The 19469-nt window shown below is 59.0% G+C and carries 19 protein-coding genes; 10 read left to right on the top strand and 9 right to left on the bottom strand.

Going from position 1 to position 19469, the window contains the following annotated elements:
- The first annotated feature begins 7 nt into the window (after window positions 1–7).
- Window positions 8–589: a DUF4167 domain-containing protein gene (locus ACR0I1_RS03685; protein ID WP_170396747.1), complete on the top strand. Its 582-nt coding sequence runs from the start codon at window positions 8–10 to the stop codon at window positions 587–589.
- 58 nt (window positions 590–647) lie between these two features.
- Here ACR0I1_RS03685 and rsmA read toward each other — a convergent pair whose 3' ends face one another.
- The 5 genes from rsmA to lptG form a co-directional block, all read right to left on the bottom strand.
- Window positions 648–1490 (bottom strand): 16S rRNA (adenine(1518)-N(6)/adenine(1519)-N(6))-dimethyltransferase RsmA, encoded by an 843-nt coding sequence (rsmA, locus tag ACR0I1_RS03680; RefSeq protein WP_170734905.1) that lies wholly within the window; start codon window positions 1488–1490, stop codon window positions 648–650.
- An 82-nt stretch (window positions 1491–1572) separates the two neighbouring features.
- Window positions 1573–2538, bottom strand: a complete 966-nt coding sequence (gene pdxA / locus ACR0I1_RS03675; RefSeq protein WP_480705010.1) for a 4-hydroxythreonine-4-phosphate dehydrogenase PdxA — start codon at window positions 2536–2538, stop codon at window positions 1573–1575.
- Window positions 2535–3788, bottom strand: coding sequence for a peptidylprolyl isomerase (locus ACR0I1_RS03670; protein ID WP_480705008.1), 1254 nt, complete (start codon window positions 3786–3788; stop codon window positions 2535–2537). Before ACR0I1_RS03670 ends, pdxA begins: the two co-directional genes overlap by 4 nt.
- Complete coding sequence (locus ACR0I1_RS03665) at window positions 3779–5944, bottom strand: LPS assembly protein LptD (RefSeq protein ID WP_170422029.1); 2166 nt, start codon at window positions 5942–5944, stop codon at window positions 3779–3781. Before ACR0I1_RS03665 ends, ACR0I1_RS03670 begins: the two co-directional genes overlap by 10 nt.
- A complete protein-coding gene (lptG, locus tag ACR0I1_RS03660) occupies window positions 5944–7044 on the bottom strand; it encodes an LPS export ABC transporter permease LptG (RefSeq protein WP_170646596.1) in 1101 nt (366 codons plus the stop codon). The genes ACR0I1_RS03665 and lptG overlap by 1 nt, the downstream gene beginning before the upstream one ends.
- 219 nt (window positions 7045–7263) lie before the next feature.
- Between lptG and ACR0I1_RS03655 the strand changes: the two genes are divergently transcribed.
- From ACR0I1_RS03655 to ACR0I1_RS03645, 3 genes are read left to right on the top strand one after another with little or no spacing between them, the layout of a single operon-like run.
- A complete protein-coding gene (locus ACR0I1_RS03655) occupies window positions 7264–8730 on the top strand; it encodes a leucyl aminopeptidase (RefSeq protein WP_480705006.1) in 1467 nt (488 codons plus the stop codon).
- A gap of 4 nt (window positions 8731–8734) precedes the next feature.
- Window positions 8735–9193 (top strand): DNA polymerase III subunit chi, encoded by a 459-nt coding sequence (locus ACR0I1_RS03650; protein WP_170567077.1) that lies wholly within the window; start codon window positions 8735–8737, stop codon window positions 9191–9193.
- A 31-nt stretch (window positions 9194–9224) separates the two neighbouring features.
- The gene (locus ACR0I1_RS03645; RefSeq protein WP_480436753.1) at window positions 9225–10271 is read left to right on the top strand and encodes an aldo/keto reductase; all 1047 of its coding nucleotides are present in this window, start codon (window positions 9225–9227) and stop codon (window positions 10269–10271) included.
- Between the two features lie 75 nt (window positions 10272–10346).
- On the opposite strand, the gene ACR0I1_RS03640 is transcribed toward ACR0I1_RS03645, so the two are convergent.
- On the bottom strand, window positions 10347–11333 hold the full coding sequence (locus tag ACR0I1_RS03640) for a GlxA family transcriptional regulator (protein WP_480705003.1): 987 nt from the start codon (window positions 11331–11333) through the stop codon (window positions 10347–10349).
- A gap of 132 nt (window positions 11334–11465) precedes the next feature.
- On the opposite strand from ACR0I1_RS03640, the gene bcoG reads away from it, so the two are divergent.
- From bcoG to ACR0I1_RS03625, 3 genes are all read left to right on the top strand, one after another.
- A complete protein-coding gene (bcoG, locus tag ACR0I1_RS03635) occupies window positions 11466–12383 on the top strand; it encodes a 3-dehydrocarnitine:acetyl-CoA trimethylamine transferase BcoG (protein ID WP_480705001.1) in 918 nt (305 codons plus the stop codon).
- A 63-nt stretch (window positions 12384–12446) separates the two neighbouring features.
- Window positions 12447–13928, top strand: coding sequence for a carnitine 3-dehydrogenase (locus tag ACR0I1_RS03630; RefSeq protein ID WP_480704999.1), 1482 nt, complete (start codon window positions 12447–12449; stop codon window positions 13926–13928).
- Window positions 13925–14686: an SDR family oxidoreductase gene (locus tag ACR0I1_RS03625; RefSeq protein ID WP_170396769.1), complete on the top strand. Its 762-nt coding sequence runs from the start codon at window positions 13925–13927 to the stop codon at window positions 14684–14686. Before ACR0I1_RS03630 ends, ACR0I1_RS03625 begins: the two co-directional genes overlap by 4 nt.
- Window position 14687: 1 nt before the next feature.
- Here the strand turns inward: ACR0I1_RS03625 and ACR0I1_RS03620 are convergent, their stop codons facing one another.
- Both ACR0I1_RS03620 and ACR0I1_RS03615 read right to left on the bottom strand, forming a co-directional pair.
- Window positions 14688–14870: a hypothetical protein gene (locus ACR0I1_RS03620; RefSeq protein WP_170396771.1), complete on the bottom strand. Its 183-nt coding sequence runs from the start codon at window positions 14868–14870 to the stop codon at window positions 14688–14690.
- A gap of 76 nt (window positions 14871–14946) precedes the next feature.
- Window positions 14947–15813: a helix-turn-helix domain-containing protein gene (locus tag ACR0I1_RS03615; protein WP_170396773.1), complete on the bottom strand. Its 867-nt coding sequence runs from the start codon at window positions 15811–15813 to the stop codon at window positions 14947–14949.
- 108 nt (window positions 15814–15921) lie between these two features.
- Between ACR0I1_RS03615 and ACR0I1_RS03610 the strand changes: the two genes are divergently transcribed.
- The 3 genes from ACR0I1_RS03610 to ACR0I1_RS03600 are packed head-to-tail and all read left to right on the top strand — an operon-like array spanning window position 15922 to window position 17944.
- On the top strand, window positions 15922–16125 hold the full coding sequence (locus ACR0I1_RS03610) for a DUF2061 domain-containing protein (protein WP_039535902.1): 204 nt from the start codon (window positions 15922–15924) through the stop codon (window positions 16123–16125).
- Window positions 16118–17020 carry a fatty acid desaturase gene (locus ACR0I1_RS03605; protein WP_480704997.1) on the top strand — a complete coding sequence of 301 codons (903 nt, stop codon included), beginning with the start codon at window positions 16118–16120 and terminating at the stop codon, window positions 17018–17020. Before ACR0I1_RS03610 ends, ACR0I1_RS03605 begins: the two co-directional genes overlap by 8 nt.
- A 21-nt stretch (window positions 17021–17041) precedes the next feature.
- Complete coding sequence (locus tag ACR0I1_RS03600; RefSeq protein WP_480704995.1) at window positions 17042–17944, top strand: EamA family transporter; 903 nt, start codon at window positions 17042–17044, stop codon at window positions 17942–17944.
- On the opposite strand, the gene ACR0I1_RS03595 is transcribed toward ACR0I1_RS03600, so the two are convergent.
- Window positions 17941–19293 carry a DEAD/DEAH box helicase gene (locus ACR0I1_RS03595; protein ID WP_170732369.1) on the bottom strand — a complete coding sequence of 451 codons (1353 nt, stop codon included), beginning with the start codon at window positions 19291–19293 and terminating at the stop codon, window positions 17941–17943. The genes ACR0I1_RS03600 and ACR0I1_RS03595 overlap by 4 nt on opposite strands.
- Window positions 19294–19469: the final 176 nt, after the last annotated feature.

Below are 19469 nucleotides of genomic sequence, written 5' to 3'. Positions count from 1 at the left end.
AAGTAAGATGAGATCTTCCAAATCCCGCTCGCGGGCCAAGAACAACCGCAATCGTCCTTCTGGCGGAAACGTCGTAAACCGGGTTTTTGACAGCTCGGGCCCCGAAGGCAAGGTGCGTGGCACACCGCAGCAGATCATTGACAAATACAACCAATTGGCGCGCGACGCCCAGTTGTCGAATGACCGCGTGGCGGCTGAGAACTTTCAGCAACACGCCGAGCACTATCTGCGCATGCTAAGCGAAGCGCAGCGCGAGATCGAAGCGCGCCGCGAAGAACAAGAGCGCCAGAACCGCGAACGACAGGCTGAGCGTGATCGTGAACGCGCCGAGCGTCAGGAACGCGAAGCAGCCCGTCAGGCCGATCCGGCCGAGGCTCCGCAGCCGGACGTTGTGGATTTCGGGAATGAGGCGGCTGCGCCCGATACAGGGCTGGTCGAGACGCCGGAAAGCAAGGATGCCGAGCAACCCGAAGCGACCGAGCGTAAGGAAAAGCCGCGCCGCCCGCGCACCCGGAAGCCAAAGGCTGCCACCCCTGCGGCTGAGGATGCACCCGCTGACAAGGGCGACGCACCCGAGGCAGCTGAATAAGCGCTTTTTGATCATGAATTGAATGAAAACCCCGGGCAAAGGCCTGGGGTTTTTTCGTTCAGGGTTTGCGAATTTCGCGCGCGAGCGCGCAGAAGGCTTCGAGCGGGATCTGCTCGGCACGGTCGGTGGGTTTGATACCGGCTGCGATCAGGCGGTCCTCGATATCTGGCGCTGCCCCTTTCAGTGAGGCCCGCAGCATTTTGCGGCGCTGATTGAAGGCTGTGGCAACCACGCGCGACAGGGTTGCGGCGTCAGCGGGATAGCGGGGTTCGGGCAGGGCAGTCAGGTGAACCACGGCGCTTGAGACCTTGGGCGGTGGAGTGAAGGCTCCGGGTGGCAGGGACATTGCAATGCGCGCTTCGGCCCGCCATTGGGCAAGGATGGCGAGGCGGCCATAGGCCTTGCTGCCGGGTTGGGCGACGATCCGCTCGGCCACTTCACGTTGAAACATAAGGGTCAGGCTCTGCCAGAAGGGCGGCCATTCGGGCGGGGTGAGCCAGCGGACCAGAAGCTCGGTCCCGACATTGTAGGGCAGGTTGGCGGCCACCCGGATCGGAGGCGTCAGATGGGCCAGCGGGTCGATTTCCAGCGCGTCGCCGTTGATCACTTCCAGCTGGCCCGGATAGGCGGTGGCGATGTCGTTCAGGGCGGCGATGCAGCGGGTGTCCTTTTCCACGGCCACGACCTTGCGCGCGCCTTCGGACAGAAGCCCGCGAGTCAGACCTCCGGGGCCTGGGCCGATTTCAAGGACATCGCATTGAGTCAGGTCACCCGCCTGCCGCGCGATCTTGGCTGTCAGGTTGAGGTCGAGCAGGAAGTTTTGGCCCAGCGACTTGCGGGCCGAAAGCTGGTGAGTTGCGATAACCTCGCGCAGCGGGGGAAGGGAGTCGATGGCGCTCATGACTTTACCGTCGCGCGGGTTGCGGGGAGAGCGCCAGAGATTTTTTTGCCTCCGGCGGAGGTATTTGGGGCCAGATGAAGCATTAGCGGGACTGCGCCATTCGCTGGGCGAGTTTCAGGGCCTCGATCAGGCTGGTGGCGGTCGCGCGGCTTTGGCCCGCGATGTCCAGAGCGGTGCCGTGATCCGGCGAGGTCCGGACGAAGGGCAGGCCCAAGGTTACGTTCACACCGCGGTCGAAATCCAGTGTCTTGATCGGGATCAGGGCCTGGTCGTGATACATCGCGATCGCGGCATCATATCGCGTGCGCGCCGCGGCGTGGAACATAGTGTCTGCCGGGTGGGGTCCGGTCACGGTGCAATCGACTGGATTGAGGTCTGCGATCAGTGGCGCGATCCAGTCAAGCTCTTCCGTACCCATTTTCCCGCCTTCGCCAGCATGGGGGTTCAGCCCCGCGATGGCGATGCGAGGGTGGGGGATGCCGAATTGGGTGCGCAGGCCTTGGGCGGTGATCTCGATGGTTTCTTGCAGCACTTCTGGGGTGAGTGCGCTTGGGACCTGGGAGAGCGGGATGTGGATGGTGGCCGGAACCACGCGGAGCTGTTCGCTGGCAAGCATCATTACCACGCGCGACCGGCCTGCCAACGCCGCAAGAAATTCGGTATGGCCAGGGAAGGCAAAGCCCGCACCGTCGATCAGCGCCTTTTTGTGGATCGGCGCGGTACAAAGTGCAGAAGCTGCACCGGAACTCACCAACTCAACACCCTTTTCAATAGAATCGATGACCGAAAGTGCGTTAGCCGGATCAGGGTGGCCGGGCGTGTTCGGGGCGGGGAAGTCGAAATGCAGAACCGGGAGGGCCGAGGCGCTGGCCGATATTGCCTCAGACGGGTCGGCGATCCGGGTAATGGGTGTTCCATCGGGCAAATGTGATGCGTCGCCGATGTAGAAGAACGGACAGGTATCGCGCAGGGCTGCCCAAGCTTTGGCTGCGATTTCGGGTCCGATCCCGGCGGGCTCACCACAGCTTAGCGCGATTGGGGCGATCATTGTTCGATGATGACAGCGTCGGCCCTCAGCTGTTCCAGCAGGCTGTTTGCAAGGGCCTGTAACCGTTGCTGGGTCAGTGCGTTTGCCACGTCCACACGGGTGGTATCTTCGCCCAGGTTGCGGGTGCGATTGCACAGCATCAGGAACATCAGCGTCTGCCCGTTGTTGCGCGTCAGCGTGGCCGATGCCTCATTTGGATCAAGCTTGGCCAGCTCAAACACTACGTCGCGTGGAATCGCCGAGGGGCTTTGGGTAAGGCGTTCCAGCACGTCGGGCGATTGATCTTTGGCGATGCCGTAGAGGTCATCGCAGGTGTCGATCTCTTCCTTGAGCTTTTCGGCTTTTGCAAGCGTTTCGGCGCTGCGGCCGCCGGGAAGGTAGTAGATCGCGTAGTCGATCTCGGAATAGGTTGGGGCACCTGCGGCAACTTCGCGGATGCCGCGCATCTGGAACAGAGCCACGGCGTTCGGGAGCGAAAGTGGGTCAGTGATCTCACCGTTTTTCAAGCCCAGAATGACGGGTTGCAGGGCCGGAGGCAGGTTGTTGAGCGACAGCCAATCCAGTCGCCCGCCATTCTCGCGTGTGGCAGCGGCAGAGTATTGCGTAGCAGCCGAAGAAAAGCTGTCTTGATCGGGAAGCTGTGAGATTTCATCGGCCAGGGCTTCAGCCTGCGCCAGGGTCTGCGGTGTTACCGGAATGATAATTTCGGACAACAGAACCTGCAGGCCGCCGCCGCCACCCTGACCCAAAGCACGGTTGATCTCATCTTCCGAGGGGCGAGCCTGCGACAGAAAGCGGGTACTGACAAAGTCGCGCCAGGACAATTGATCGGCGACAAAATCCCGTACGGTTTCCTTTGATACGCCCGCATCGTTGAGCAGTTGCAGAAACTCTTCGCTGCTGAGGTTGCCACGCGAGGCGAATTCATCAATCCCGGTCTGGATATCTTCGGGCGCGGCTTCGATGCCGGCATCGCGCATCGCCTGTTTGCGCAAACGATCCTCGATCAAGGCTTCGCGGACTTCGCGCTCGGAACTGCCCGGAACGCCGAGCAGTTCGAGAAACTGCTGACGTTGTTGAAGCTCATACCAGGTGACAATGTCCTGATTGACCCGGATTGCAGGCGAGAACAGGCTTTGAGCCTGGACCTGTGGTGTGGCCATTGCAACAAGCGCGGCAGCCAGCACCGGCAGCACCGATCTACGGCAGCCAGAGCGGAGAGATTTTGTGAAACCTGAGATCAACTGCATCTTCTCTTAAACTTCTGTCCATCGCCTTCGACGGAATACCCTGTCAGGGCAACGGTAAAGCCGAATTCTGTCGAAGGCTCAATACTTGATGTGGAGGTAAAGCGTCTGTTGACGTTCACATTTACCTGCACACACTCATTTTCGTAGGTCACGCCGAACCCAAGGCGGAGTGGTTCAGATTCGCTGAAATCATAGCGTGCGTTGGCTCGGGTCAACCAATTCTGATCTACGCGGTAGCGACCGCTCACCCGTAATTCCGAGATTTCATCATTATTCGCTTCAGCAGGATCAGGTTCGAGCCAGATGTAACCGCCGGAGATTGCCGTATCTCCACTAGACCAGCCTGCACGAATTTCAGCTTTGGTAAAACTGAAATCGCTGTTTAAAAGCCCACGCGCGGCCAATGTCAGCCCCTTGCCGTTATTCAATTGCCCGGCAAGCAGAATGTCGGACTTGGTACCCTGCAGCCCCGATGTGAGCGTGAAATCCGGATCCGCATCGGACCGGAAGACCTGTCCGATTGTCGCCAGCGCCCGCCAGCCGTCAGCGTTGTACCGAGACCAGTTCAGGCCCACAACGGCTGTTGCACCGTCTTCGCGGCGGTCGGGGGCCGGAAAGCGCGAAAGGGACAAAAGATTGCCCTGATCGAGTTCCTGAAAGGTACTTTCATCGTTGGGAACGTCATTGTTCGAAACATGCGTCCAACCAATTTGCGCGATTGGCTCAAGGATTTGTGTTGCACCGGACTGCTCGCGGCGCAGCATGGGGTAGCGCAGGGTAAAAGCTGCACGCGGGGTCGAGCGGGTTACATTGTTCGGAAACTCGCTGTCATTGCGGATATTGAACGTATCCACTGACGCGCCCACCAATGCTTCTGCACGTAATCCGGTCGCAAAGGTCCAGTTGCGCAGCCATTCCGCATCGAATGTTGCCCTGGCGACGTCGCGACCAATAATATCTTCGTCACTGGTTCGCGTGTGGGTGTGACCATCGAGGCTTAGTTCAACTTCACCTCCTAAGGTGCTGGGGAAGAGTCGCTTTCGATAGTTGATGTCGAAGACACGCGATGGGATTTCATCCTGATTTTCGCTATCCCGAAGGGACTTGTAGTGGATGAAGCTGGTTCTGAACGCCGTATCACGCTTGATCCGCTCAAGTGCAATTTCGCTACGAAGGCGGTCAAAATCGGGCAAGCCGTAATCTGCCAGATACGAGTCATCCGAAGTTGTTTTGATGTCGAATGTCAGCCGGTAGTCATTTCCAAGACCGAACCGGCCATCGGCGAAGAAATACCCCCGATCCTGACCGGGCTGCAGGTCGTCGCGTGTATAAGAGCCCCGCAGCCGAATGCGCCCGCGTTTGAATGCCTGTCGGTAACGAAACCCAAGTGTGCGGGTCTTGGACGACAGATACGGCGTCAGAGTCAGGTCCTTGTGATCTCCGATCTTGAAGAAATACGGCACCTGAACGCCAGTGCCCAGTTGCGAAGTGGTGCGGATCGACGGCACGAGAAAGCCGGTCGCCCGCTCAAGTGTCGGGTCGGGTAGGCGCAGCGTGGGAAAGTAGAAGACCGGGACATCAAGTATTCGGAACTGTGCGCCTTCGAAATAGAGCTGCCGTTCAAGCTGGTCATGGGTCACTTTACGGGCGCGAATTTGCCAGATCGGGGGTCTGCCATTCGCGCAGACATGACATGAGGTTGCGGCGACCTTGCTGAATTGCGTGTAGCGACCTGCCGCACGGGTGGCCTGGACTGAGGCGATCTGCACTTGCTGGTCAAAGACCATGCGCGCACCCATCAAAAGGCCATTTTGTATCCCGCTGTCCAACTGCGCGGAATCGGCCAGCAATGTGCTGTTTCCGCCCTGATCGATCCGGATTGGGCCGGTCAGGGTCAACTCGCCGGTTTCGCGATCATAGGTGACGCTTTGCGCTGTCAGTTTGACGTCGCCTTGGAAGGCCTCGACATTCCCCTCTGCGACCAGTTTGCGATCCGGGGTAATGAATATCTCATCGGCCACCAGTAGGGCGGGTTGATTCTGTTCAGTCGCGTCAGCCTCGCTGGCGGCACCTTCTGGTTCGGACTGTGCGGCAACTGCTGCTGGCAGCGAGAGGATCAGTGCGCTCGACAGCAACAAAGACAGGACGGAGCGCATCAGCCATCCTCCGCATGGAGCAACAGGCCCAGAGACAGTAGAATGCCCGCAAAGGGTGGGGCCCAGGCCGAGACCAGAATAGGTAATTGCCCGTTTTCGCCAAGAATTTGGGCGAAATTCCGGATGAAGTAGATACCGAACCCCAGCAATACAGCGGTCAGCACGGCAACTCCGGTGCCGCCGAACCGGACATGGCGCATTGTGAAGGCGGCCCCGATCAGAACCATCGAAACCAGAAACAGGGGTCGCGCAAGTTGTACTTGCAGCCAGACCTCATATTGCTTGGTTGAAAATCCCGCCTCGCCCAGATCACGAATCAACTGCGGCAGATCATAGACCGAAACTGAATCCTTTTGCCCGAGAGTGTCCAGAATCCGGTCTCTGGTCAGCGTTGTGGGTAGGTTCAGGATCTCATGGCTGGTGGCATTTGCTTCGGGATTGAGGTCGTCCTGAATGGGCCAGATTTTGGCCTGATGCAAGGTCCAGAATCCATCCTCCAGATCAGCTTTCTGGGCCGAGATTTGCTGGTTCGGCTTGCCGTCGGATGAGAACGTTGTGATGGTCACGTTCCGCAGGGCGAACCGGTCGCCATTGACAGTGCCGGTTGCGTGAATCACCGACTGACCGTTGGCTGAGCTCTGGCGCAACCACAACCCCTCGCGGCTGATGGACAGGGCTGAACCACCCTGGTTGCGATAGCCATCGGACAAACGTTGGAACTCTTCCGACGTCGCGGCCGCGATGGGATTCAGCAAAGTCACAGCAAGTGCGCCGATGGTCAGCGCAAGCAACACGGGCGCTAGCAGGGCTCGGATACCGGATCGCCCGATTGCGCGGGTCACCACCAGTTCGGAGCTGCGGGCGAGGCCGACAAACAGCGCGATGGTGGCCAGGATCATCAGCAGGGGTAACATCTCGCTGATCGCGGCCGGTGTGTTCAGCAACGTCAGTTGCAGCAACTGGCCAAAGGATAGGTCAACACCATCGAACCGCCGCACCTGTTCGATCAGATCGATCAGGATCATCAAGGTCAGAAAAATACCGCCGATAACAAGAAAGCTTTGAATAAAGCGGCGGGCAAAATAGCGGTCGAGGATCACGTGGGCATCCCCGTCAGACCCCGGCATCCAAGAATCACGATCGGGCATGGAATCATGCGCGACGGCCTGTAACTGCCGATTGGTGTCACGTTCTCTCCCCCGAGCCTGCCGTTATTTTCGCGAGACCATAATGCAATTGCCCGGCGGGGAAAACTGCTATCTGGTCAACGGTGGCTGCGCGGGCTAGGTCTTGGGCAACGCATTTTTCAGGAGAATGATATGAGCAGTCTTGTGCCCGTCCGATTCACCCCCTTTGACCTAGATGCGATAGCGCAGACCGAAGGGCGCGTGGCCATTCTCATTCCCGCCGACGGCAAGATGAGCCCCGCCGCGCGTCGGGCCAATCGCCTGACCAAGGGCGCCGTTGCACGGCTGGTTGAAAGCGAGCGGTTCGGCAAGGTCAAATCGGGTGATGTGATCTCGCTGGCCTGGCCTGCCGGGATGGTGGCCGAGGCGCTGGATATTCTGGTGCTGCCGCGCCGCCCCGATTCTGACGAGGCGCGCAAAGCCGGGGCCAATCTGGCGAAAGCTGCAGCGGGCAAACCCATTCTGGTCATGGCCGCCAATCACGCGCGGATCGAAGAACTGGCCTTGGGCATGGTGCTGCGGGCCTATGATTTCGATGTCCACAAGACCAAGGATTCCGATCCGGCGGGTGAGATTGTCATCGGTCATTCCAAGCCGGAAGAGGCCGAGGCCGAATTTGCGCCGCTCTATGCCGTCGCAGATGGCGTGCGCATGACACGGGATCTGACAAATGAACCCGCGAATGTGCTGACGACAACCGAGTTTGCGGACCGGTTGGTCGAGATGGAATCGCTGGGCCTGAAGGTTGAGGTTCTGGAAGAGGACAAGCTGGCCGAACTGGGCATGCGCACGTTGCTGAGCGTCGGGCAGGGCTCGGTCAGCCCCTCGAAAGTTGTGGTGATGCAATGGGACGGCGGCGACAAGGGTGACGCGCCGCTGGCCTTGGTCGGCAAGGGCGTCGTGTTCGATACCGGCGGTATCTCGCTGAAGCCGGCCGGAGGCATGGAAGACATGACCATGGACATGGGCGGCGCGGGTGTTGTTGCCGGAAGCATGCGAGCGTTGGCCAAGCGCAACGCCAAAGCCAATGTCGTGGGGCTGGTCGGGTTGGTCGAGAACATGCCGTCGGGCAATGCGACCCGTCCGGGCGATGTCGTCACCTCGATGAAAGGCGACACTGTCGAGATCATCAACACCGATGCCGAGGGTCGTTTGGTTCTGTGTGACGTCATGTGGTACGCGCAGGATCGGTTCCAGCCAGTGGGCATGATCGATCTGGCCACACTGACGGGCGCGGTGATCATTGGTCTTGGGCATGAGAATGCGGGTGTGTTTTCGAACAATGACACCTTCTGCGACGCCTTCCTGAAGTCGGCCAAAGCCGAGGACGAGGGCGCATGGCGGCTACCCTTGGGGGACGGCTACGACAAACAACTTAAATCGCGCATTGCGGATATGAAGAACGTGGGCGGGCGGCCCGCAGGTTCGATCACCGCAGCGCAGTTCCTGCAGCGTTTCGTCAAGGAAGAGACGCCGTGGATTCACTTGGATATCGCAGGTGTGGCCTCTGTCTCTTCCGAGACCTCTTATGCGCCGAAAGGGGCCACGGGCTGGGGCGTCCGCGCGCTAAGCCGGTTCGTGCAGGACAATTTCGAGTAAGCGCATGGGTGCCGTCTATTTCTACCACCTGACCCGTCAGCCGTTGGAGCACACATTGCCTGTGCTGCTCGACAAGGCACGGCAGGCCGGATGGCGGATTGCCGTGCGGGGTGTCGACCCTGCGCGGATGGACTGGCTGGATGAGAAGTTGTGGCTGGGACCTGAGGACGGGTTCCTGCCGCATGGCCGCGAAGGTGGCCCGCACGACGCGGCACAGCCCGTTCTGCTGACGACCGGCCAAGGGGCAGCAAATGGCGCGACCTGTGTAATGGCTGTCGATGGGGCAACGGTTGAGGCGGAGGAAGTTTCGACCATGGAGCGTGTCTGCATTCTGTTCGACGGGAATGATCCGGAGGCGGTTCAACATGCGCGCGGGCAGTGGAAGGCTCTGACCGGGGCAGGGTGTTCGGCACAGTATTGGTCCGAGGAATCCGGACGATGGGAGAAAAAGGCCGAGGCTTGATCGGCCACAAATATATTTTAGGAGATTTCAAATGGATATGAAGCCTTTGGGCCGCACCGGGATCATGGTGTCGGATTTATGTCTTGGGACAATGACCTTTGGTACTCAGACCTCGGAAACTGAGGCGCACCGCCAGATGGACATGGCGCTTGCGGGTGGGATCAACTTTGTCGACGCGGCTGAGATGTATCCGGTGAACCCGATCTCGGCAGAGACGGTCGGGCGGACCGAAGAGATTCTTGGCAATTGGAATGCCGCCAATCCTTCGCGGCGCGGGGACTATGTGCTGGCCACGAAACACTCTGGTGAAGGGTTCGTGCATGCGCGCAATGGCGCCCCAATCTCGAAAGAGACCATACCTGAGGCGATAGAGGGTTCACTGCGTCGTCTACAGACTGACTGTATAGATCTCTATCAGTTCCACTGGCCAAATCGTGGCAGCTACATGTTCCGACAGAACTGGGACTATGCACCCTCGGGTCACAACCGGGACGAGATTATGGACGAGATGCGCGAAAGCCTGATCGCTCTGCAGGCGCAGGTGGACAAGGGCAATATCCGCGCCTTTGGTCTGTCGAATGAAAGCGCTTGGGGTACCGCTCAGTGGTTGCGGGCATCGGATGAGGTTAGTGGACCTCGGGTCGCGTCGATCCAGAACGAATATTCTTTGCTCTGCCGGTTATTCGATACCGACCTGGCTGAATTGTGTCTTCTGGAAGATGTCGGGTTACTATCATTCTCACCGTTGGCGGCAGGTTTCCTGACTGGGAAATATCAAGGTGGTGCTGTTCCAGAAGGATCACGCATGGCGCTGGTGCCGAATATGGGCGGGCGCAAAACAGATCGCGTTTTTGATGCAGTGGCGGCTTATCTGGATGTCGCCGCGCGGCATGGGCTGGACCCGATCCACATGTCACTGGCGTGGTGTTGCAGCCGTCCGTTCATGGCCTCAACCATCTTTGGCGCGACAAATGTAGCGCAGCTAGAACATATTCTGGCGGGTAAGGATTTGAAGCTGTCGTCCGAAGTGATGGCCGAGATCAGTGCGGCGCATCGGGCGTTTCCGATGCCATATTGAAGGGATGGGGGCTCTGCCCCCGTCGCCTTTGGCGACTCCCCCGAGGTATTTTATGCCAGATGAAGTTGGATCGTGTCAGTGATGGGTTGGTTGCGTACGGTCTTGCCTGAGGTCGCGAGCCGTGAGGCCGTGGGCGGTTCGGAACGCGCGGGCGAAGCTGGATTGCGAGGCGAAGCCGGTGGCCAGCGCCACGTCCATCAGCGGCAGGTCGGTATCGGTAACCAGACGGCGGGCCTCGGCCAGTCTGAGTTGCAGGTAATGATCCTGTGGAGTTGTATTCAGGCGCAGGCGGAACTGCTGCTGCAGGGTGCGCGTACTAGTGCCGAGTCTATCGGCGATGTGCGCAAGGGACAGGGGGTCGTCCAGTGAGGATTCCATCAATGAGTTGGCTTTGGCAGTGAGCGCGGTGTGACGGTGCGGCGCACCGGTGCGGCTTTGTGGTTTTGAGGGCTGAGACGTACCTTCATAGAGGAATAGCCCGGACACGCGGGCGGCAAAGCCCGCGCCATGACGTGCAGCAATAATATGGAGCATCATATCGATCGCCGGGACGGCGCCGCCGGAGGTTAGGCGTGTATCGGAGACGGTAAATCGGTCAGGGCGCACATCGACATTGGGAAAGCGCGCAGCGAAGTTCTCCAAATCCTCCCAATGGGTCGTCGCCGCGTGACCGTCGAGCAATCCAGCCTCAGCCAGTAACCAGGGGCCGCCATCTATCCCGGCGATTGTTGCACCGGTGGCCGCGATCCTGCGGAGCCCGGCGAGCAGGCTGGGCGTCGCATGACGGGCCAATTGGAATCCGGCAACTACGATCAAGAGATCGCAGCCCTGCAACCGGGCCAGGGGAATGCCCTGCACATTCAGAGCGCTGGTCAGCAACGCGGGTTCTGCGGTTGCCGTGACGTAGTCCCAATCAAAAGCGGGCCGATCCGCCAGTCGGTTGGCAGCACGCATCGGATCGACGGCGGCCGCGAAGCTGAGTGTGTTGCATTCGTCCAGCACCAGCACCGCCGTTTTCAGGGCGCGATGTTCGGGCTGCAGTATGTTTTTTGCGGATTTCATCAAGTCTGATTCGCATTTTGCTAAGTGGTTCCCTCAAGGCTGCGTCAGAGTTGGCGTTGACGCAAATCGGAATCCGGGGAGAAGCCTGGGGAAAACCCACGGTAAAACCGGGTATAAGCTGGGGATAACGCCATGCCTTTGGAAATGAACCGCGAAGTCTTTATCACCTGTGCCGTCACCGGCTCGGGCGGGACACAGGATCGCAGCCCACATGTGCCGCGTTCGCCGAAGCAGATTGCCGATAGTGCAATTGCTGCAGCGAAAGCCGGTGCGGCCGTGGTGCACTGCCATGTGCGCGACCCCGAGAGCGGTGCGCCTTCACGTGATCTGGCGCTGTACCGTGAAGTCACGGACCGCATTCGCGACGCCGAAGTAGACGCGGTTCTGAACCTGACGGCGGGCATGGGCGGAGACATGGTGTTCGGCGGGATCGAAAATCCGCTGCCTTTGGCAGAGGCCGGAACAGATTTGGTCGGCGCGACTGAACGTGTTGCACATGTAGCGGAGTGCTTGCCTGAAATCTGTACTCTGGATTGTGGCACGATGAACTTTGCCGAGGCCGATTATGTGATGACCAATACGCCCGGCGCCTTACGGGCGATGGGGCAGATGATGACCGATCTGGGCGTGAAGCCCGAGATCGAGGCCTTCGACACCGGCCATCTGTGGTTCGCCAAGCAGCTGGTGAAAGAGGGGGTTCTGGAACCGAACGCTCTGGTCCAGCTATGTATGGGGGTGCCGTGGGGGGCTCCGGATGATCTCAACACCTTTATGGCGATGGTGAACAATGTGCCGGAGGACTGGACGTTCAGCGCGTTTTCGCTGGGGCGCAATGAGATGGCGTATGTCGCGGCCTCGGTTCTGGCGGGCGGTAATGTGCGCGTCGGGCTGGAGGACAACCTGTGGCTGGAAAAGGGTGTTCTGGCCGAAAACTGGCAGTTGGTCGAGCGTGCAGGCAGCATCATCGAAAACATGGGCGCGCGGGTGATCGGGCCGCAGGAAGTACGTGAAAAGCTGGGGCTTACTAAGCGGGCTCCGGTTGCGAAGTAGTCGCGGATTGGGGGCCAGCCCCCAAACCCCCGAGATATTTTTGGCCAGATGAAGAGGCGGATCGTGGGCAAAGAACAGCAAGCAAAAGCAGCAGCAATCATCGGAGGCGGAGTGATCGGTGGCGGGTGGGCTGCCCGGTTCCTGCTGAACGGATGGGATGTTCGGGTATACGATCCCGACCCTGAAGCCGAGAGGAAGATCGGTGAGGTGTTAGATAACGCGCGTCGTTCTTTGCCGGGGTTGAGCGATGTACCTCTGCCTCTCGAAGGGACGCTGAGCTTTCATGACGATCTCAGTGAGGCAGTTCAGGGTGCGATCTGGATTCAGGAGAGCGTACCGGAAAGGCTCGATCTGAAGCTGAAGGTTTACAAGAGCTTGCAGGGGGCTTGTGATCCAGATGCGATCATCGGGTCCTCGACCAGCGGGTTCAAGCCCTCGGAGTTACAGGAAGGCGCGTTGCGACCCGAGCAGATCGTGGTGACCCACCCGTTCAACCCGGTCTACCTGCTACCACTGATCGAACTGGTTCCGACCGACAAGAATTCACCTGACTTGATCGCGCGGGCCAAAGATCTTTTGACTTCGGTGGGGTTCTTCCCGCTGCACATCAAGAAGGAAATCGACGCGCATATTGCTGACCGGTTCCTCGAGGCGGTGTGGCGCGAGGCGCTTTGGCTGGTGAAAGACGGCATCGCAACGACCGAAGAGATCGATGAATCCATCCGCATGGGTTTTGGTATCCGTTGGGCCCAGATGGGACTGTTCGAAACCTATCGCGTGGCCGGTGGAGAGGCCGGGATGCGGCATTTCATGGCTCAGTTCGGCCCGGCGCTGAAATGGCCCTGGACCAAGCTCATGGACGTGCCTGAGTTCACCGACGAACTGGTCGACTTGATTGCGGATCAGTCGGATGCGCAGTCTGGCAAGCACTCGATCCGCGAGTTGGAGCGTATCCGGGACAATAACCTCGTTGGTATGATGCGGGCGCTGAAGGCCCAGAACTATGGTGCAGGGGCAGTATTGAACCAGCATGATGCGGCCTTGAAGCCAGGAGCGCTGCCGACGCTGGACGAGGCGGATCTGAGCCAGCCGATCCTCACGCTGTCGCGCGCCGTTCCGCTGGATTGGACCGACTACAATGGCCACATGAATGAAGCTAAATATCTGGAGGCCTTTGCAGCAGCCACGGATCGTTTCATGGAAATCATTGGCTGCGATATGGAGTATATCGCGACAGGCGGCAGCTATTTCACTGCCGAAAATCACATCCGTTACATGCAGGAGTCCCATGCGGGGTCGCGGATCGAATGCCGTACGCAGATGCTGTTAGGGCAGGGCAAGAAGCTGCATGTCTTCCACAGCATGTACGAGGGTGAAACGCTGTTGGCCACAGGCGAAAGCTTTCTTTTGCATGTCAGCCTTGAGACCCGACGCCCCAGCCCACCTTCACCAGAGATCGAGGCCGCGATGGCACGGGTTGCCGAGGCGCAGGCCGGGTTGCCTTATCCCGAAGGCGCGGGCGCGGCGATCCGCAAGCCCGCATGAGCAGCCGGGTCTTGATTACCGCAGGCGCCTCTGGCGTCGGCAGGGCCATGGCTGAAGCGTTTGATGCTGCCGGGGCTCAGGTCTGGGTTGCGGATGTTGATGCGGATGCGTTGGCGGATTGCCCGGCGCATTGGAAGCAAAGCCAGCTTGATGTGTCGGATGAGGATGCTGTCGCGGCTGCGTTTACTGACCTTGAGACCGAATGGGACGGGCTTGATGTGCTCTGTGCGAATGCAGGGATAGCGGGTCCCACCGCAGCGGTTGAGGACGTTTCCCTGACGGATTGGAGGTCATGCCTTTCCATCAATCTAGAGGGGTCATTTTTGTGCTCTAAATACGCCGCACCTCTGATGAAACAGCAACGCAGCGGCGCGATCTTGATCACTTCATCGACTGCAGGCCAGTACGGATACCCCAACCGCGCGCCGTATGCGGCGGCCAAGTGGGGCATGGTGGGATTAGGCAAAACGCTGGCGATGGAGCTTGGGCCGCACGGTATCCGCTGCAATGTGATCTGCCCGGGTTCGGTTGAAGGACCACGCATGGAGGGCGTGTTGCAGCGCGAGGCCGATGCCAAGGGCATGACTCGGGATCAGGTTTACGACGGCTATGCCTCGGGCACGTCCATGGGCCGCTTTGTAGAGGCGCAGGACATTGCGAACATGGCTGTATTCCTGGCTTCAGATGCAGCGAGGCTGGTGTCGGGTCAGGTAATCGCGGTGGATGGTCATACGGTCAATCCTGACCCGAAACTGTGAATCAGCCCTGATTTGGCCCCCGAATCTGGCGGATGGCGCTGCGGACGGCTTGCCAGTCCTGCGCCTCCTGCTGGTTTCCGGCGGCTTCACATTCGCGCATTTTCTGCGCAGCTTCGGCTTCGGCCCGATCGCCATGGGCCGTATAAAGGGCACGTGCGTATTCAGCGGTTTTGAGTGCGTCCATTCCCGTCATCCTCCATCTCAGATCGGAATGTCTGTAGTTTCGCGCCAAGTGACTATACTACAGCTTTCAGCCCAGGTCATGTCTGAGAGATTTCTGAGCGCAATTGCTGCAGATGGTCCGGAAAATCACGCGCGGTCATATCCGCCTCTCGAACCAGCCGGTCGAAATGGAGCGTAAAGACCTCAATCCGGTCGCGGTCTCGGAAAGCCATGTAGTGGCTTCCGGCATAGAACACGCAAAGAAGTGGGCCGAATATCGTGACGGGGGCAGAGTAAAGACGTTTTGCATCAAATAGATAGATGCGCAGACGTGGATAAAGCTGCTCGCACACCGACAGCAGGTGATCGATCTGATCCAATCGGACCTGAAGCGGTAGTCCCTCGTAGTAACCGGTGGCATAGGCAAAGCTGTGAAGCTCGTACAACGGCATGGCAATCTCATAATCGGACTGGGCGCTGCGCATCCATGCCAGCCGGTCTGCCGAGGCGCCAATGGCTTGATCTGCAGTACGGCCGAGATGCGGAGCGTATTCCCATTCAAGCACGGCGCGGGTCTTGAGCATGTCGGGCAGGGTAGCCGGAACGTAGCGTATCTTGTAGCCGGCGGCCTCTTGATGCCATTCAAAAATGCGCTCATCAACCAATGCCCGGGCGGCCTCGGTTAGGGTGAGGGAACTGGCCAATAGTTCTGCCGCGCTTTCGGGTCGGTTGGAAAGCCCAAGAAGCCAATCGGCGGAAACCCCAAGCGCCGAGGCGCAGCTGCCGACGACATGAGCATTCGGAAGGCGTGCCCCCGCCCCGGTCAGCAATTGCGAAACGGTAGATCGGTCAACCCCGATGCTGCGTGCCAGGGCGCTTTGGCTGACATTGCGCTCTTGCATCGCTCGGGCCAGGCGCTGGCGAAAATGCAGGGCGCGATCCCGTTTGTCGATTTTATCAATCATGTGATGATTAATATCACCTTTGGTGAGAATTGTTAATCATATTCAGAATTCACGACCCTTGGCTCTGTCTGTAACGCTGGTGTTACAAAAATAAGAATGGGGTCTGGAATGGAAACGCGACGCAGGTCGGTCGTGAAGGCGCTGGTGTGGAATGCGATGGGGCTGGCGATGATGACGCTGGTTGGTTTGATCGCCACGGGTTCAGCAGCACTTGGAGGGATGGTTGCACTGGTCAATACGGCCATTGGTTTGACCATGTATGTGATTTACGAGCGTATCTGGGCCGGAATTTCGTGGGGCCGCAATGGCTGAGCCGGTCACACCCAAATCGCCCGAATGGGCGACATTTGCCCTAATTATCGCGTGTTATTCCGCTTGGCTTGCTGCGATTTTCTGGCTGGCAGGCATATTATTGTGGCTGGCGATCCTCTTCATGGGGCTGGTAGCCGCTCTGCATTCCTCGCTGACGCATGAGGCGCTGCACGGGCACCCCTTTCGCCAGAAATGGCTGAATGAGGCACTGATGGCGCTGCCGCTGACTTTGTTCATTCCTTACAATCGGTTTCGGGACCTGCATCTGGCGCATCACTGTGACGCGAACCTAACCGATCCCTATGATGACCCTGAGACCAACTATCTCGACCCGCAGGTCTGGGCGTCTCTGGCTCGATGGCAAAGACGGATGTATCAAGTGAACAATACTTTGCTGGGGCGGATGGTTCTGGGGCCTGCGATCGGGCAGGTTGCGTTCTTGCGGGATGAACTGCGTGGTGCACTTCGCGGAGATCGGGCGATTTTGTTGGCATGGGCGCTTCATATGCCAGGCGTTGTCGCGACTCTTTGGATCGTCGCGCTTTCGCAAATGCCGATCTGGGCCTTCGCCCTTTCAGCATATATCGGGCTGGGACTGGTCAAGATCCGCACATTCCTGGAACACCGCGCGCATGAGAAATCGCGCGCGCGCACAGTGATCGTAGAAGACCGTGGCATCCTTGCATTTCTGTTTTTGAACAATAACTTGCACGTCGTTCATCATATGAACCCATCAGCACCTTGGTACCGATTGCCTGCACTCTACCGCACGGGCAAGGAAAGATACTTGGCCTGTAACGAGGCTTATGTCTACCGTTCGTACGGGCAGATATTCCGAGAGTACTTCTGGCGCGCCAAGGATCCGGTGGCGCATCCGCTCTGGCCAAAGCCTTGATTTAACGACAGAAGGGAAGCCATGAGTTTATGGATTCCCGTCACCATCGCGGCCGCATCGTTCCAGACGGTGCGGTTCATGCTGCAGAAATCCCTGAGCAGCGTGAAGCTTTCGGCTGCCGGGGCGACATTTGCACGATTCGCCTATTCCATGCCATTGGCCTTGCTGGGGCTTTTCATTGCTTTGGCCGCGACGGGGTACGAACTGCCAGCGCTGACGGCGAAGTTCTGGATATTTGCTGTCATCGGCGGGACCACACAGATATTGGCCACGATCTGCGTTGTGGCATTGTTCAAGCAGCGCAACTTTGCGGTAGGGATTACGTTTAAGAAAACTGAGGTGATTCAAACCGCTATTGTGGGGTTCCTTGTCCTCGGCGATCAGGTCTCTACCGGGGCGCTGGGGGCAATACTGCTTGGGTTGCTGGCCGTCCTGTTGTTGTCAAAAACGCCCGGAGGCAGCGGCGCTTGGTGGCAACATCTGACAAACAAAGCCTCGCGTCTTGGACTGGGGTCAGGCGTGTTATTCGCATTCTCCTCGGTCAGCTATCGCGGTGCCTCTTTGCAATTGGGCGACATCGATGCGTGGTTCCGAGCACTTGTGACGCTGGCCGTCGTGGTAACGTTCCAATTTCTCAGTATGTGGCTGTGGCTGCTTTGGCGAGACAGGGCCGAGCTGCGCGCGGTGTGGGAGACTCGCCGGACCGGTGTTTTTGTCGGCCTGACCAGCCTCTGTGGTTCGTTTTGCTGGTTCTTCGCCTTCACGTTGCAGAACGCAGCCTATGTAAAGGCCTTGGGTCAGATCGAACTGATCCTCAGCCTGATCGCATCGCTGCTGTTTTTCCGTGAAACCATCACCCGTCGCGAGATCGCCGGGATGACGTTGCTTGGCTTGTCGATATTGGCGCTTGTGCTGACAATCTAGCCAGCGCGACGCTCATCAAAGCTGAGAGCGATAAAGCTGGGGAGGTGATCCCCCATGCCTACAACTGCTGGCCCGCCATCGTCGCGACGCCCACGACCACGGGTTTTGGGCTCTCGCTCTTTGCGGCTCTCGCTCTTTTTGTTGTCCGACGCTTTGGCCTTCTTCTCTGGCTTTGGCGCCTCGGGCTTGGGCTCATCGGCCTTGACCGGATTGTCGATGCGCGGAATGTCCTTCTGGATCAGGCTCTCGATCGCGGCCAGCGCCTTTTCATCGCGGCCCGAGCAGATCGTGATTGCCTTGCCTTCGCGCCCGGCACGGCCCGTGCGGCCGATGCGGTGGACATAATCTTCGGCATGGCCGGGAACATCGAAGTTGAACACGTGGCTGACCGAGGGGATATCCAGACCCCGCGCAGCAACGTCCGAAGCCACCAGCAGCCGCAGTGATCCATCGCGGAATCCGTCCAGTGTTTTCATCCGCTGCGACTGATCCAGATCGCCATGGATCGCGGCGGCGTTATAGCCGTATTTCTTCAGCGACTTGGCGCAGATATCTACATCGGTCTTGCGGTTGCAGAAGATGATCGCGTTGGTGCATTTGTCGCCCTCGGCATCGATCAATGCGCGCAGGGTCTTGCGTTTCTGGCTGGCCTCACGATCCCGGCGACCACCTTTGAACATCACTACGCCTTGTTCGATGGTTTCCGAAGCGGTGGCCTGACGCGCAACTTCGACCCGGGTGGGGGCCGACAGGAAAGTATCGGTGATCCGTTCGATCTCGGGCGCCATGGTGGCTGAGAAGAACAGCGTCTGGCGGGTGAATGGCGTCAGCGAGAAGATGCGCTCGATATCAGGAATGAAGCCCATGTCGAGCATCCGGTCAGCTTCGTCCACCACCATGATCTGAACGCCTGTCAGAAGAAGCTTCCCGCGTTCGAAATGATCCAGCAGACGGCCCGGAGTGGCAATCAGCACGTCAACACCGCGGTCAATCAGAGCATCCTGTTCCTTGAAGGAAACGCCGCCGATCAACAGTGCTTTGGTCAGCTTGAGGTGCTTGGCGTAGGTGTCGAAATTCTCGGCCACCTGCGCTGCCAGTTCCCGCGTCGGGCACAAGACCAGCGAGCGTGGCATGCGTGCGCGGGCGCGCCCACGGGCCAGCAATGTGATCATCGGCAGGGTGAAGCTGGCAGTTTTGCCGGTGCCGGTTTGGGCGATCCCCAGAACATCGCGCCCTTCCAGCGCGGCTGGAATTGCGCCTTCCTGGATCGGGGTCGGAGTTTCGTATCCGGCTTCCTCAACTGCTTTGAGGACCTTCGGGTTCAGGTTCAGTTCGTTAAACTTTGTCATGTATGTCCGGTTCAAGCGGACACTAGACCTGGCCCGCGCGTCTGAAAATGCCGGGCCCGGATGGCCATGCGCCCCATGCGCGTTTCGGCTGTGGCGCGGGCATAACAAAAACGTGGGGCAGGGTCAAATGAAGTCGGTTTAATCCGTGGCAAATCTGCCGGTAACAAGGATTTCCG

The sequence above is a fragment of the Ruegeria sp. B11 genome (genome assembly GCF_056539785.1).
Note: the sequence above shows the minus strand (reverse complement) of the source record. Positions and strands in the feature narration are given on the sequence as shown.